The sequence below is a fragment of the Janibacter sp. RAF52 genome (genome assembly GCF_052114035.1).
Classification (GTDB): domain Bacteria; phylum Actinomycetota; class Actinomycetes; order Actinomycetales; family Dermatophilaceae; genus Janibacter; species Janibacter hoylei.
Genome location: NZ_JBFRDY010000002.1, coordinates 24,116 through 37,129 on the forward strand (window position 1 = coordinate 24,116; position 13,014 = coordinate 37,129).

Genomic DNA, 13,014 nt, shown 5'->3' on the forward strand with positions numbered 1-13,014 from the left:
GTTCGTCGTCCCCGCGGCAGGCATAGGTTGGGCGGGTGCCAGCACACCCCCTGACCGAGCTCGTCCACCCCTCTTGGGCCCAGGCCCTCGAGCCCGTCGCCGAGACGATCGCGGCCATGGGCGAGTACCTGCGCGCCGAGGTCGCCGCCGGCCACGGCTACCTTCCCGCTGGCGAGCACGTGCTGCGAGCCTTCACCATCCCGCTCGACGAGGTCCGGGTGCTCGTCGTCGGCCAGGACCCCTACCCCACCCCCGGCCACGCCATCGGGCTCTCCTTCGCGGTGGCGCCGGACGTGCGGCCGCTGCCCCGGTCCCTGCTCAACATCCACCGCGAGCTCGTCGACGACCTCGGCGTCGCCACCCCCGGCAACGGCGACCTCACACCGTGGGCACAGCAGGGCGTCATGCTGCTCAACCGCTGCCTCACCGTGCGCCCCGGCGCACCGGCCAGCCACCAGGGCCGCGGCTGGGAGCAGGTCACCGACCGCGCGATCGAGGTCCTCGCCCGCCGCGGCGGCCCACTCGTCGCGATCCTCTGGGGTCGGCAGGCGCGCAACCTGGCCCCTGCGCTCGGCGACGTGCCACGCATCGAGAGCGCCCACCCCTCCCCCTTGTCCGCCCGCAACGGGTTCTTCGGCTCGCGGCCCTTCAGCCGGACCAACGAGCTGCTGACCCGTCAGGGAGCCGACCCGATCGACTGGAGCCTGCCGTGACCGAGCCGACCACCCCCGCCCAGCACCCCTGGCGCCGCTACGTCGCGATCGGCGACTCCTTCACCGAGGGCATGGTCGACGTCGACCCTCGGCACGAGGGCCGCTTCATCGGGTGGGCCGACCGCCTCGCCGCGGAGCTCGCCGGGCGCACCGGCGGCGAGAAGCTGCACTACGCCAACCTCGCCATCCGCGGCCGCAAGCTCGCCGACGTCGTCGGCCGGCAGCTCGACGAGGCGCTGACGATGGCCCCGGACCTCGTCTCGGTGGTCGGCGGTGGCAACGACATCCTGCGCCCCCGGGTCGACCTCGACGCGATCGCCGCCCGACTCGAGGACGCCGTCGCGCGGATCCGTGAGGCCGGCGCCGACGTGCTCCTCGCGACGCCGACGGACCCGCGCGGAGCAGGCCTCTTCTCCGCCCTTCGCTCGCGGCACGCGGTGCACACGGCCAACCTCCACTCCATCGCCGCCCGCCACGGCGCGCACGTCCTCGACCTGTGGGGCATGCGCTCGGTCAAGGACGCGCGCATGTGGGGCGAGGACCGGATCCACCTGAGCACACCGGGGCACGAGCGGGTGGCCCAGGCGGCGCTGACGGCGCTCGGCCTGCCGACGCGGGCGGGCTGGGACACTCCTCTCGACCCGGCGCCGTCGCGACCGGCCACCCAGCGTCGGGCCGAGCGCGCCCGGTGGGCGGTCACCTACGCCGGACCGTGGGTGCAGCGCCGGCTCACCGGCCGCTCCTCCGGCGACACAGTGACGGCGAAGATCGGCGAGCCCGCCCCCTTCGGCCCGCTCGACCTGCCCTGAGGTCGCGACGACCACAGCGCTCTTTGTCCATTACGGCTGCACTTTCCTGTGATTTTGCCGCAGATGCGGTGATACTTTGCGCAACATGGCGCAGATTCGAATTTCAGAGGCGGCGGAGCTGCTGGCCGTCTCCCCGGACACCGTCCGACGCTGGATCGACGCTGGCCGCCTCACCGCGACGAAGGGAGCCGGCCCGGCCCACGTCGACGGCACCGACCTGGCGCGGCTCGCAGAGGAGATCGCCCACCCGGCCCCCGTCGGCACGGTGACCGACGAGTCCGCCCGCAACCGGATGCGCGGCATCGTCACCGAGGTCAAGAGGGACGGGGTCATGGCGCAGGTGAGCCTGCAGGCCGGACCCTTCCGGATCGTCTCCCTCATGTCCCGCGAGGCCGCCGACGAGCTCGGCCTGGAGCCCGGCGCCGTCGCCGTCGCCTCCATCAAGTCCACCAATGTCGTCATCGGCACGCCCGGGAGTCCCGCATGAAGCGCGTCGTCGCCACCACCGCCACCGCCGCACTCGCCCTGGCCCTCACGGCCTGCGGCTCCGACTCGGACTCCTCCGCGTCGGGCGGCGACGGGGGCACCACGACCCTCAACGTCGCAGCGGCCGCCTCGCTCACGGCCTCCTTCGAGGAGATCGAGGCCGCCTTCGAGGAGGAGCACGAGGGCGTCGACATCCAGCTCCAGTTCGCCGGGTCCTCCGACCTCGCCTCGCAGATCACCAACGGCGCCGACCTCGACGTCTTCGCCTCCGCCGACGAGGCCAACATGGACAAGGTCAAGGACGCTGTCGAGGGCGAGCCCACGGTCTTCGCGACCAATGTCCTGACGATCATCACCGAGCCGGGCAACCCGCAGAAGATCACCGGGCTGGAGGACCTCGAGGACTCCGACCTGGCCGTCGTCGTCTGCGCCGAGCAGGTCCCCTGCGGCGCCGCGACCGCGACCCTCACCGAGCAGCAGGGCGCCACGCTCGAGCCGGCGAGCGAGGAGACCAAGGTGACCGACGTGCTGAGCAAGGTGACCACGGGCGAGGCCGACGCCGGCCTCGTCTACGTCACCGACGCGACCGGCGCGGGCGACAAGGTCGAGATGGTCGAGACGAAGGGCGCCGACACGGTCGTCAACAGCTACCCCATCGCCGCGCTCAAGGACTCGGAGCACGCCGAGGACGCCCGGGCCTTCGTCGACTACGTCACCGGCCCGGAGGGTCAGAAGGTGCTCAAGGGCAAGGGCTTCGGCACCCCGTGAGGCCCCCCGGCTGGCTGTGGATCCCGGCCGCGGGGGCCATCCTCGTCGTCGTGGTCCCGCTGCTCGGGCTGCTGACCTCCGTGGACGTCGGCAGCCTCTGGCCACTGCTGACGTCGCAGGCCTCGGTGACCGCGCTCCTGCTGTCGCTGCGCACCGCGGTCATCGCCACGGCGCTCTGCCTGGTCCTCGGGGCCCCGCTCGCCCTGCTGCTCGCCCGCGGGCAGTGGTGGGGGCAGTCGGTGCTGCGGGCGCTCGTCCTGGTGCCCCTCGTCCTGCCGCCGGTCGTGGGCGGCTTGGCGCTGCTGACGACCTTCGGTCGGCGCGGGCTGCTCGGCGAGCACCTCGTCGCCGCGGGCATTTCGATCTCCTACACGACCACCGCGGTGGTCCTCGCGCAGACCTTCGTCGCGCTCCCCTTCCTCGTCCTGTCCCTGGAGGGGGCGGTGCGGGGTCTCGACCGGCGTCACGAGGAGGCCGCCGCCACCCTCGGCGCCGGACCGTGGCGCCGGCTCACGCGCGTCACGCTCCCGCTCGTGGGGCCGGGGCTCGTGTCGGGCTCCGTGCTCGCCTTCGCCCGGGCCCTCGGCGAGTTCGGGGCGACGCTCACCTTCGCCGGGTCCGCGCAGGGGCGGACCCGGACCCTCCCCCTGGAGATCTACCTGCAGCGAGAGGTCGACCAGGACGCCGCCATCGCGCTCTCGCTCGTGCTCGTCGTGCTCGCCACGGTGATCGTCGGGTCCGTCTACGCGCGCACGACCAGGGCCGCAGCATGAGCCTGCAGGTGCGCGCCCGGTGGGCGCAGCGCGGCCTCGACGTCGACCTCGACGTGCCCGCCGGTCGGCACGCGATCACCGGGCCCAACGGCGCGGGCAAGTCCTCGCTGCTCGCCGTCGTCGCCGGACTGGCCCGCCCCGACGAGAGCCGGGTCGTGCTCGGCGGTCGCCCGCTCGACGGGCTGCCGCCGCACCGCCGTCGGGTCGTGCTCATGTCGCAGGCCGGGCAGCTCTTCCCCCACCTCGGGGTCCGCGACAACGTCGCCTTCGGCCCGCGCAGCCAGGGCAGGGGGCGGCGGGAGTCCCGCGCCGCTGCCGAGCACTGGCTCGAGGTCGTCGGGATGAGCAGCTTCGCCGACCGACGCCCCGCCCAGCTCTCCGGTGGTCAGGCCGCGCGCGTCGCCCTCGCCCGGGCGCTTGCCGCCGAGCCGGCCGCGCTCCTGCTCGACGAGCCGCTCGCCGCGCTCGACGTCGAGGCCACCCCCGCGATGCGGGCGGTCCTGTCACAGGTCACCCACGAGCGCGAGGACCTCGTCGTCCTCCTGGTCACCCACGACGTCCTCGACGTGCTCACCGTCGCCGACGGGCCGCGCGACACGCTCACCGTCCTCGGCGAGCAGGTCGAGCACGGCCGCGTCCGCGAGGTGCTCGAGCGACCGCGCAGCGCCTTCACGGCGGGGCTGGCGGGGGTCAACCTGCTCCGGGCCGAAGGGCGCGCCGGCGGCGGTGCCATCGCCGGAGAGGTCGAGATCGCCACCGGACCGCACCAGATCGCCGGGCCGTGCTGGGTGACCTTCGCCCCCGACGCGGTCTCGCTGCACGATGACCACCCGGAGGGATCGCCGCGCAATGTCTGGCGCTCTCGGGTCACGCGCGTCGAAGCGCACGCCGGGCGGGTGCGGGTCCGGTTGGACTCCCCCTTCGCGATGAGTGCGGAGGTGACGCCTGCGGCGCTGGCGGCACTCCCCCTTCGTCCCGGGGACCGGGTGTGGGCCTCGGTCAAGGCGACCCAGGTGCGCGTGCACCCAGCCACCGTCACCGCTGACGACCGTCCCTGACGGCCGGCTGTCGCGACCGGCCGCGAGGAGATCAGTCGTCGTCCGTGGCGACCGTGGCCTGGCCCGACTCGACGTCGACGTCGACCTCGACGCCACCACGGTCCGTCGTGTCGATGGTGACCTGCCAGACGTGACGGCCGCCCTGCTCCTCGAGCTCGGCGTCGTCGAGGGTGCCGTCGACCTGCTTCAGCGCGGTGGTGATGGCATCGCCGAGCGAGATCTTCGCGGCCTCGATCGCGGCCCGGTCCTCGTCGTCGAGGTCGTCCGTGTCGTCGTCGACCGTGGCGGTGCCGTCAGCCGTCACCGTGACCTCGGTGCTCGTGCTGCCCTCGGCGACGTCGATCTCCCAGCTGCCGTCGTCGTCCTGGTCGTCGATCTCGTAGGCGGTGCCGCCCGCCTCCTCCTCGGCCGCCGAGATGGCCGCGAGGACGTCGTCGGTGCTCGCACCGCCTGCCGCGGAGGTGCTGGAGCTGCTCGTGTCGTCGGCGGAGGAGCTGCCGTCCGACGGGCTGTCGGAGCCGCTCTCGCTCGTGGTGGCCGACGGCGCCGCGGAGCTGCTCGTCGTCGACCCGGCACCATCGGCACCGGTGTCCGACCCGCAGGCGGTGACGCCGAGAGAGACGGCGGCGGCGAGGGCGATGAGGGCGGTGCGTGAGGTCGTCATGGCTCCCACCATGGCGGCCCGGATCGCCGATATCCAGCCGGATCGGCCTGGGTGAAGGCACTCTCATCGAGGCCTCATACCGGTCTCATAGAGTGGCACCCATGGCAGCAACGAGGCTCATGCCCACGGAGATCGGTGACGACCTCATCGCCCTCACGCGGGAGATCTGCGACAAGTCCCTGCGACCCCAGGTCGACGACGTCGAGGCGCGCGCGGCGACCGAGGAGGTCTTCCCGCGGGAGGTCTTCCGCACCCTCGGGCGGGCGGGTCTGCTCTCGCTGCCCTACCCCGAGGAGCTCGGTGGGGGTGGACAGCCCTACGAGGTCTACCTGCAGGTGGTCGAGGAGATCGCGAGCGCCTGGGCGGCCGTGGCCGTCGGGGTCTCGGTGCACTCCCTGACCGCCTACGCCGTGCACACCTACGGCAGCCCCGAGCAGCAGCAGGCGCTCCTGCCCGACATGCTCTCCGGCGAGACCCTCGGCGCCTACGCCCTCTCCGAGCCCCTGGCTGGCTCCGACATCGGGGCGATGACGACCCGGGCCACCGCCGACGGCGACGACTGGCGCATCCGCGGGCGCAAGGCGTGGATCTCGCACGCCGGCCACGCCGACTACTACACGACCTTCGCCCGCACCAGCGACGACGGCGGTCGGGGCGTCAGCTGCTTCGTCGTGCCGGCCGACGCGCCGGGCCTGTCCTTCGGCACCCCGGAGAAGAAGATGGGCCTGCACGGCGACACCGTGCGCGAGGTGATCTTCGAGGACGCGCCGGTGAGCGGTGACCGCCAGATCGGTGAGCTCGGGCGCGGTGTGCCCATGGCGCTGGCCGGCCTCGACGCCGGACGGCTCGGCATCGCCGCGGTCGCGACCGGCCTGGCCCAGTCCGCCCTCGACGTCGCGGCCCGCTACGCGACCGAGCGCGAGCAGTTCGGCCGGGCCATCGCGAGCAACCAGGGGTTGGCCTTCCTGCTCGCCGACATGGAGGCCGCGGTGACGAGCGCCCGCGCCACCTACCTGCACGCCGCGCGGCTGCGTGACGCGGGCCGCGCCTTCGGCAAGGAGGCCGCCGTGGCCAAGCTCGTCGCGACCGACGCGGCGATGCGGGTGACGACCGACGCGATCCAGGTCCTCGGTGGCGCCGGCTTCACCCAGGACTTCCCCGTGGAGCGCTACTTCCGCGAGGCCAAGGTGACGCAGATCTTCGAGGGGACCAACCAGATCCAGCGGCTCGTCATCTCGCGCCAGCTGCTCGCGGGGCTCTGACCCCCTTCGGCCGTCAGTCCTCGTGGTCCCGGGAGATGCCGGGCAGGAGGGCCTCGCCGGAGCGCAGGGCGTCCAAGGCGCCGGGGCTCTGCGCGATGCGATCGAGGCTGCGCCGGCGGTAGCGCCAGATCATCCACGCGCCGAAGCCCCACAGGAGGAACTGGACGCTCATCGCGATGCGGAAGTCGTCGAGCGTGTAGGTGTCCGGACCGCCGGGGGCCAGGCGGTCGAGGACGAGGCCGATGAGCGCCATCGTCACGAGCGAGGCGACGAAGCCGCCCATGTTGACCACGCCCGAGGCCCGGCCGAGCCGGTCGCTGCGGTGGAAGCTGCGGGCGAGGTCGAAGGCGATCATCGAGCCGGGTCCACCCACCGCGGTGACGGCGACGAGCACGACGAGCAGCCACAGCGGCGAACGGCCGGGAAGGGCCAGGACGACCGCCCACACCAGGGCGATCGACCCGACGACGCCCAGGGCAACCACCGAGCGGTAGTAGGGGTTGCGGCCCGTCCAGCGACCGATCGTCGGGCCGGCCACGAGCGCGACGAAGGTCATCAGGGTGAGCAGGGCCGATGCGGTCGTCGGGCTCAGCCCCTGGCCGGAGACGAGGAAGGGGTAGCCCCACAGCAGCGCGAAGACCGTGGGCGCGAACTGCGAGGTGAAGTGCACCGACAGACCGAGCCGGGTGCCCGGGTCACGCCAGACCTCGGTGAGGCTGTGCCGCAGGGCGCGCAGCTTGATCCGCTCGACCTCGCCGCGCTCGTAGGGCGAGTCCTTGATGACCGCGAAGGCGCCGAACAGGAGGATGACGCCGAGCGAGGCGGCGAGGGTATAGGTGCGGGTCCAGCCCAAGCCGTGCAGCGCGGCACTCAGCGGGACGGCTGCGGCCACGGCGCCCATCTGGCCGACCATGCCGGTGAGCTGGGTGATGACCGGCGCCTGCCGCACGAGGAACCACAGCGCGACGAGGCGCAGCACGGCGGTGAAGACCATCGCGTCGCCGGCGCCGATGAGGGCCCGGGCTCCCAGACCCATGGCGAAGCTGTCGGCGGCGGCGAACCACAGCTGGCCAGCGGTCATGCAAACCAGCCCGCTGATGATGAGGATGCGCGAGCCGAAGCGGTCGAGCGCCACCCCGACGGGCACCTGCATCCCGGCGTAGACGGCGAGCTGGAGGACCGTGAAGGTCGCCAGCTGGCTGGCGTTGATGTCGAAGCGGTCGGCCGCGAGCAGCCCTGCGACCCCGAGCGAGGTGCGGTGGAAGACGGCGAGGACGTAGACGGCGAGGCCGGCGCCCCAGATGGCGTAGGCGCGACGCCGCCCGATGTCGTGCAGCTGTCGGGTCCCGGTCACTGGATAGATGATACGAATCCGTGCGCGATGCAGGCCATTGCGTCCACGGATCGGCAGGCGACGACTTGTCACACACGCTTGACACAAGCCGAAGGGAGGACGAATCTTTCTTTGTCACACTCACCTGATACAAGGAACTGGCCATGGCCATCGCGCTCGTCCTCCCCTTCCTCCTGGTGGCGGCGCTCGGCGTCGCCCTCGTCGGGTGGCTGCTCATCCGCACGCGCGCTCCGCTCACGGTGCCGCAGCACGCGGCCGCGATGCAGGTGCACCGACGCTCGACCCGGTGGTTCGCCTGGGGCGTCGCCCTCGCGCTCGTCGTGACGGTCGCGCTCTTCGCCCTCGCCGGCGTCTCGCTGGGGCGGGTCGCCGCCCTCGCTCCGGCGGTCGGCGGCATGACCCTGCTCCTGGTCATGTGCGTCGGCGAGCTGCGCAGCCCGCGGCAGACGACGCTCACGCGCACCGCGGTGGCCCGTCCCCGACGGGTGCGCGACCTCGTCGGCGCCGGCCCCCTCGCCCTCGCGACGATCGCGGTCGCCGCGCTCACCACGACCCTCGTCGTCGGCACGGCCATGGGCTCGCCCGACGACCTCGGCCGGGCCGGGCGCGCGCTGACGACGGTGTGCGGGGACGCCACGACGGTCCGCAGCCCGTGGCCCGGGAGCTACTACGCCATCCCGATCGCCGCCGCACTGGTCGTCGGCCTGGTGGCCGCCGCGGTCACCTGCCGCACGATCGTCGTCCGCCCCGCCCGGGGGGCCGAGGGAGCCGACGTCGACGACGCCCTGCGACGCTGGTCGACGCGGTCGGTGCTGCTCACCGTCGCGCTCGTGTGCTGGGCGACCCTCGTACCGCTGCTTCTGCTCATGACGGTTGCGCACTCCGGCGGCACCTGCGCGACCTCGTCGACGCGAGCCCTCCAGCTCACCTTCGGCGCGGGCGCGCTCGTGTCGGCGGTGGCGGCGATCGGGACCTTCTCCGCGCTGTGCACCGGCCCGCGACTGCGGCCGGGTCAGGCGCCGCCGGGCAGCTCCGACCGCTCGCCCGTGGGGGTGCCGCTGTGAGCGACGTCGTGACGATCGACCTCGTCGACCCGACTCCCCCCTTCGAGCAGGTGCGCCGCCAGCTGACCCTGCTCATCGAGACCGGCCAGCTCGTCACCGGCGAGCGCCTGCCGTCCGTGCGGCAGCTCGCCGGTGACCTCGGCCTGGCGACCGGCACGGTCGCGCGCGCCTATCGGGAGCTCGAGTCCGCCGGGCTCGTCGTCACCCGGCGCGGGGGCGGCACCCGGGTGGCCGACCGGCCGAGTTCCGCGAGCGCGGCCGCGACGTCGCTGCTCGAGGACGCCGCCCGCGAGTACCTCGCCCGGGCCAAGGCCCTGGGCGCGGGGCCCGACCGCGCCATCCAGGTCGTCGAGATCGTCTCGCGCCGCCACTGACGGCACCACCGAGGAGACCCATGGACCGCATCACCAGGGCGCGCCGGTGGGGACGCTGCAGCTGACCTTCGTGCCCGGCCTGAGCCGCGGCGGTGCGATGCGGCCCGGGCCCGCGGCGTGACGCTCGTGCGGCTGACGAGCGACAAGCGGCGCCCCGAGGCGCACCGCTTCTACGAGCGGCTCGGCTACGTTGCGACGCACGAGGGCTTCAAGCTCGAGGTATGACGCCTCAGGCCCAGCGGGCAAGCAGGTACTGCACGCCGAAGGGGGACTCCTCGGCGACGAGCTCCCCGGCCAGACCGTCGGTCGCGGCGGCGAGGACCTGCAGGGCGGCCCGACCGCGCATCCACAGCCGGTCGCACGTCGCGGGGTCGAGGGCGGCCAGGGCGGTGGTGTCGGCGGCGGCGAGCGCGCGCGCCAGCCCCTCGGCGAAGGGAGCCGCGTCCGGCTGCAGATGGCCCGGTGCCTTGTCGGTGAGCGTCGCCGGGCCGTCGGCGACGACGACCAGCAGCGTCGACGGGCAGGCGGCGAGGGTGGTGCCCAGGGCTGCGCACTCCTGAGGCGACGCGTCGGCGGCGACCGAGTGCAGCAAGGTCTCGCCCCCTCCAGAGGGGGCGAGCAGACGTCCGATCTCGAGGTCGGTGGGAAGCGCCCCGTCGGGGACGCGGCCGCTCGTGAAGCGCGCAGCACCCGAGGGCGCGTCGCCGGGCCACACACGGGTGGTCGTACCCGAGCCGACGACGACGAGACGGTCGGCCCCCTTCGCCGTGGCGGTGTCGGCGACGAGGGCTGCGGCCCGCTCACGCAGGTCGGCGAGCGGGTCGGCGGTGCCGCCGATGCCGGGCAGCAGGGCCGGGGCGGCCGGGACGACGACGGCTGCCGTGATCATGCTGGTCGACCGCGAAGGGTCCCTCCCTGCGGGCGCGGCTCGTCCCTCGCTCGTGCCCTCGCTCCTCACCCCGCTCATGCGAGCCCTCGGATCGTGCGGGCCGGCGGACGCTCGCCGCGCAGGGTGGCGACCATGTCGAGGACCTGGCGGGTCTCGGCGACCTCATGCACGCGGTAGATCCGCGCGCCGAGCCACGCGGAGACGGCGGTCGTCGCGAGCGTGCCGATGAGTCGCTCGTCGACGGGGCGATCGAGGGTCTCGCCGACGAAGTCCTTGTTGGACAACGACACGAGCACCGGCCAGCCGGTCTCGACCATCTCGTCGAGGCGGCGGGTGACCTCGAGGGTGTGGTGGGTGTTCTTGCCGAAGTCGTGTGCCGGGTCGATGACCACCGACTCCCGTGCGACGCCGGCCACGACCGCCCGCTCGGCGTAGCCGAGGACCCCGTCGAGCACGTCGGCGACGACGTCGCGCTCGAAGCCGGTGCGGAAGGGCCGCGTCCGCGGCTCGACCCCGCCGGTGTGCGTGCAGATGATCGCGACGTCGTGCGCGGCGGCGACGTCGACGAGGCCCGGGTCGGCTCCGCCCCACGCGTCGTTGAGCACGTCCGCGCCTGCGGCGCAGACGGCTTCGCCGACCTCCGCTCGCCACGTGTCGACGGAGATGACGAGCTGCGGATGCGCCGCGCGGACCCGGGCGACGAGCCCGGCGACCCGATCGATCTCCTCGGCGACATCGACGTCCCCGCCCGGCGCGGCCTTGACCCCGCCGATGTCGACGATGTCGGTGCCCTGCTCGACGACGAGGTCGACTCGCTCCATCGCCTTGTCCTCGGCGAAGGTCGCGCCCTTGTCGTAGAAGGAGTCGGGCGTGCGGTTGACGATCGCCATGACGAGCATCGCGTCGTCGGCGAAGGTGTGGCGGCCGAGTCTCATCGGGCTCCTGCGGGGTAGCCGGGCTGGGTGGCCGCCGGTGGTCGCTGACGAAGGGGGAGCGCCCGGGTCCGCCAGCCGCCCTCGCGGGTGAACTGCTCGAGCGTCTCGCTCGCGACGGTGACGTCAACCGGCTCGCCGTGGCGGCGGGCGTGGACGACGACGAGCAGCTCGGCAGCCATGACGGCCAGGTCGTGGTCGCGCTGGTGGCGGTGGGCCCGGCAGCCGAGGTCGACCTGGGCGATCGCGTCGAGACCGTGGCGGGTGTGGGTGTCGAGCAGCGAGGCGATCTCGACGCCGTAGCCGGTCGGCACGGTCAGCGACTCCATGAGCGAGCGGCGGGCGGCCCACTCCCCCGCCAGGGGCTGGACGACGCCGGCGAGATCGGGCCACCACAGGTCGATGACGGGGCGGGCGACGAGCTCGGTGACCCGGCCCCCTTCGGTGCTGGGTGCCCGGCCGGGCACGTCCATGACCCGGTCGTACCAGCCCTTGACGAGCTGGGTGCGGGGGTCGGCGGTGAGGGTCCCGACGAGACCGGTGACGAAGTGCGGCCCCCACTGCGTGAGGTCGGCGTCGACGAAGACGAGCAGGTCGGCGGAGGTGACGAAGAGCGACTTCCACAGCGCCTCGCCCTTGCCCGGGTGGGCGCCGAGGTGGGGCGCGATGTCGGCGGCCCGGTGCACAGTCGCACCGGCGTCGGCGGCGACGGCCGCGGTGTCGTCCGTCGAGTCGGAGTCGACGACGACCAGCTCCGAGACGAGTGGCACCTGCTCGACGAGCTCGCGGCGCAGGCCGGTGACGACGTCGCCGACGGTGGCGGACTCGTCGCGGGCGGGGATGACGACGGTGACGGTCTCCCCCTTCGCCCGGAGGTGCTCGACCAGGGTCGTCGCGTCGAAGTCCGTGTGGACGTGGCTGTGCGCCCTGAGCCACTGCCGGGTCGACGCACGCACGTCGCCCATCGTAGGCAGGCATCATGGGGGCCATGCGCCGACTGCTCGCGATGGCCCTGCTGCCGCTGCTCCTCGTGGCCGGCTGCTCCGACCCCGGCTCCGCCCTCGACCGTGCCGAGAGCACGGGGGTCCTCACCGTCGGTGTCGTCGCCAACCCCCCGCTCGCCGTGCCGGAGGACAGCGGTGAGGTGAGCGGGCCGGCGGCCGAGGCCGTCGGCGACTACGCCGAGTCGATCGGCGCGCACCCGAGCTGGCAGGTCGGCGAGCTCGACGCCCTGGCCGCCGCGGTCGACCGCGGCGAGGTCGACGTCATCATCGGTGCCGACGGCGGGGCGAAGGGAGTCACCGCCACCTCGTCGACGGGCGAGGGCGGGGTCATCCTCGTCGGCGAGCAGGAGGGCCCGCTGAAGGACTCGATCAACGCCTGGCTGGCCGGCCGCTGATCCTCCGGCAGGTCACGCGCCAGTGGAGCTGGCGAAGGGACTCGAACCCTCAACCACCTGTTTCCCTGCGGGGCTCCTCGGTTGGGTACTGCTGGGACTCGGATTCCCTGTATTTCCAACGGTCTTCGCGTGCATGTGCGGAGCCGACTCGGGCTGGATCGGTCCTTCTCTGGACGAAAGAGGAGGCGTAAGTGGAGGGCTGGCCGGATCTAGCCACCGACCCTGTAGCGGAGCAGAGGAGCCTGCCGGAGTGGCCGGGTCAAGGGTGGACGGAGTCCATCACGCAGTGACGCGGAGCGCCCTTGATGCGGTCCGGAGGTGGGCGGAGAGTGAAGCGGAGGGTCGGAGGCGTGAAGGTGACGTATTCGCGCGGCGGCGTGTCCGCCCAACTTCACTTCTGGACCACCGACCTTGCTCACGTCATTGCTCCGAGCCAGCAAGGCCATCTCGGCTGCAGTTCCGTCGATGT

General features: G+C 73.2%; 16 protein-coding genes. 11 read left to right on the forward strand and 5 right to left on the reverse strand.

Features of this window, described 5'->3' with window-relative positions:
* Positions 1–35 precede the first annotated feature (35 nt).
* The 6 genes from AB4Y78_RS02515 (at position 36) to AB4Y78_RS02540 (ending at position 4,607) form a co-directional block, all read left to right on the forward strand.
* Positions 36–713 (forward strand): uracil-DNA glycosylase, encoded by a 678-nt coding sequence (locus tag AB4Y78_RS02515; protein WP_441713878.1) that lies wholly within the window; start codon positions 36–38, stop codon positions 711–713.
* Complete coding sequence (locus AB4Y78_RS02520; RefSeq protein ID WP_441713877.1) at positions 710–1,522, forward strand: SGNH/GDSL hydrolase family protein; 813 nt, start codon at positions 710–712, stop codon at positions 1,520–1,522. The genes AB4Y78_RS02515 and AB4Y78_RS02520 overlap by 4 nt, the downstream gene beginning before the upstream one ends.
* 85 nt (positions 1,523–1,607) lie before the next feature.
* Positions 1,608–2,009 (forward strand): TOBE domain-containing protein, encoded by a 402-nt coding sequence (locus AB4Y78_RS02525; RefSeq protein ID WP_265230681.1) that lies wholly within the window; start codon positions 1,608–1,610, stop codon positions 2,007–2,009.
* Positions 2,006–2,776 carry a molybdate ABC transporter substrate-binding protein gene (modA, locus tag AB4Y78_RS02530; protein WP_441713876.1) on the forward strand — a complete coding sequence of 257 codons (771 nt, stop codon included), beginning with the start codon at positions 2,006–2,008 and terminating at the stop codon, positions 2,774–2,776. The genes AB4Y78_RS02525 and modA overlap by 4 nt, the downstream gene beginning before the upstream one ends.
* Positions 2,773–3,549 (forward strand): ABC transporter permease, encoded by a 777-nt coding sequence (locus AB4Y78_RS02535; protein WP_441713875.1) that lies wholly within the window; start codon positions 2,773–2,775, stop codon positions 3,547–3,549. The genes modA and AB4Y78_RS02535 overlap by 4 nt, the downstream gene beginning before the upstream one ends.
* Positions 3,546–4,607 (forward strand): sulfate/molybdate ABC transporter ATP-binding protein, encoded by a 1,062-nt coding sequence (locus AB4Y78_RS02540; protein ID WP_441713874.1) that lies wholly within the window; start codon positions 3,546–3,548, stop codon positions 4,605–4,607. Before AB4Y78_RS02535 ends, AB4Y78_RS02540 begins: the two co-directional genes overlap by 4 nt.
* A 31-nt stretch (positions 4,608–4,638) precedes the next feature.
* Here AB4Y78_RS02540 and AB4Y78_RS02545 read toward each other — a convergent pair whose 3' ends face one another.
* A complete protein-coding gene (locus tag AB4Y78_RS02545) occupies positions 4,639–5,271 on the reverse strand; it encodes a PepSY domain-containing protein (protein WP_441713873.1) in 633 nt (210 codons plus the stop codon).
* A 101-nt stretch (positions 5,272–5,372) separates the two neighbouring features.
* Between AB4Y78_RS02545 and AB4Y78_RS02550 the strand changes: the two genes are divergently transcribed.
* Entirely contained in the window at positions 5,373–6,533 is a 1,161-nt protein-coding gene (locus AB4Y78_RS02550) for an acyl-CoA dehydrogenase family protein (RefSeq protein ID WP_282070633.1), read from the forward strand.
* A gap of 13 nt (positions 6,534–6,546) precedes the next feature.
* Here AB4Y78_RS02550 and AB4Y78_RS02555 read toward each other — a convergent pair whose 3' ends face one another.
* Entirely contained in the window at positions 6,547–7,887 is a 1,341-nt protein-coding gene (locus AB4Y78_RS02555; protein WP_007924793.1) for an MFS transporter, read from the reverse strand.
* A gap of 143 nt (positions 7,888–8,030) precedes the next feature.
* On the opposite strand from AB4Y78_RS02555, the gene AB4Y78_RS02560 reads away from it, so the two are divergent.
* The 3 genes from AB4Y78_RS02560 to AB4Y78_RS02570 all read left to right on the forward strand — a co-directional run bounded on the left by AB4Y78_RS02560 (position 8,031) and on the right by AB4Y78_RS02570 (position 9,550).
* Positions 8,031–8,951, forward strand: coding sequence for a hypothetical protein (locus AB4Y78_RS02560; RefSeq protein WP_441736839.1), 921 nt, complete (start codon positions 8,031–8,033; stop codon positions 8,949–8,951).
* On the forward strand, positions 8,948–9,325 hold the full coding sequence (locus AB4Y78_RS02565) for a GntR family transcriptional regulator (protein ID WP_238148205.1): 378 nt from the start codon (positions 8,948–8,950) through the stop codon (positions 9,323–9,325). Before AB4Y78_RS02560 ends, AB4Y78_RS02565 begins: the two co-directional genes overlap by 4 nt.
* Positions 9,326–9,451: 126 nt before the next feature.
* Positions 9,452–9,550, forward strand: a complete 99-nt coding sequence (locus tag AB4Y78_RS02570) for a GCN5-related N-acetyltransferase (protein WP_265230665.1) — start codon at positions 9,452–9,454, stop codon at positions 9,548–9,550.
* A 4-nt stretch (positions 9,551–9,554) separates the two neighbouring features.
* On the opposite strand, the gene AB4Y78_RS02575 is transcribed toward AB4Y78_RS02570, so the two are convergent.
* From AB4Y78_RS02575 to AB4Y78_RS02585, 3 genes are all read right to left on the reverse strand, one after another.
* The gene (locus tag AB4Y78_RS02575; RefSeq protein WP_282070630.1) at positions 9,555–10,214 is read right to left on the reverse strand and encodes a hypothetical protein; all 660 of its coding nucleotides are present in this window, start codon (positions 10,212–10,214) and stop codon (positions 9,555–9,557) included.
* Positions 10,215–10,288: 74 nt separating this feature from the next.
* A complete protein-coding gene (folP, locus tag AB4Y78_RS02580; RefSeq protein WP_007924826.1) occupies positions 10,289–11,149 on the reverse strand; it encodes a dihydropteroate synthase in 861 nt (286 codons plus the stop codon).
* Positions 11,146–12,102 carry a glucosyl-3-phosphoglycerate synthase gene (locus AB4Y78_RS02585; RefSeq protein ID WP_441713870.1) on the reverse strand — a complete coding sequence of 319 codons (957 nt, stop codon included), beginning with the start codon at positions 12,100–12,102 and terminating at the stop codon, positions 11,146–11,148. The genes folP and AB4Y78_RS02585 overlap by 4 nt, the downstream gene beginning before the upstream one ends.
* Before the next feature lie 32 nt (positions 12,103–12,134).
* On the opposite strand from AB4Y78_RS02585, the gene AB4Y78_RS02590 reads away from it, so the two are divergent.
* The gene (locus AB4Y78_RS02590; RefSeq protein ID WP_441713869.1) at positions 12,135–12,545 is read left to right on the forward strand and encodes a hypothetical protein; all 411 of its coding nucleotides are present in this window, start codon (positions 12,135–12,137) and stop codon (positions 12,543–12,545) included.
* Positions 12,546–13,014 lie beyond the last annotated feature (469 nt).

Bases quoted from the DNA above. Each gene is read 5' to 3' on its own strand.
- AB4Y78_RS02525 (WP_265230681.1), top strand. From the start codon at position 1,608: ATGGCGCAGATTCGAATTTCAGAGGCGGCGGAGCTGCTGGCCGTCTCC.
- modA (WP_441713876.1), top strand. From the start codon at position 2,006: ATGAAGCGCGTCGTCGCCACCACCGCCACCGCCGCACTCGCCCTGGCC.
- AB4Y78_RS02540 (WP_441713874.1), top strand. From the start codon at position 3,546: ATGAGCCTGCAGGTGCGCGCCCGGTGGGCGCAGCGCGGCCTCGACGTC.
- AB4Y78_RS02545 (WP_441713873.1), bottom strand. From the start codon at position 5,271: ATGACGACCTCACGCACCGCCCTCATCGCCCTCGCCGCCGCCGTCTCT.
- AB4Y78_RS02550 (WP_282070633.1), top strand. From the start codon at position 5,373: ATGGCAGCAACGAGGCTCATGCCCACGGAGATCGGTGACGACCTCATC.
- AB4Y78_RS02560 (WP_441736839.1), top strand. From the start codon at position 8,031: ATGGCCATCGCGCTCGTCCTCCCCTTCCTCCTGGTGGCGGCGCTCGGC.
- AB4Y78_RS02575 (WP_282070630.1), bottom strand. From the start codon at position 10,214: ATGATCACGGCAGCCGTCGTCGTCCCGGCCGCCCCGGCCCTGCTGCCC.
- folP (WP_007924826.1), bottom strand. From the start codon at position 11,149: ATGAGACTCGGCCGCCACACCTTCGCCGACGACGCGATGCTCGTCATG.
- AB4Y78_RS02590 (WP_441713869.1), top strand. From the start codon at position 12,135: ATGCGCCGACTGCTCGCGATGGCCCTGCTGCCGCTGCTCCTCGTGGCC.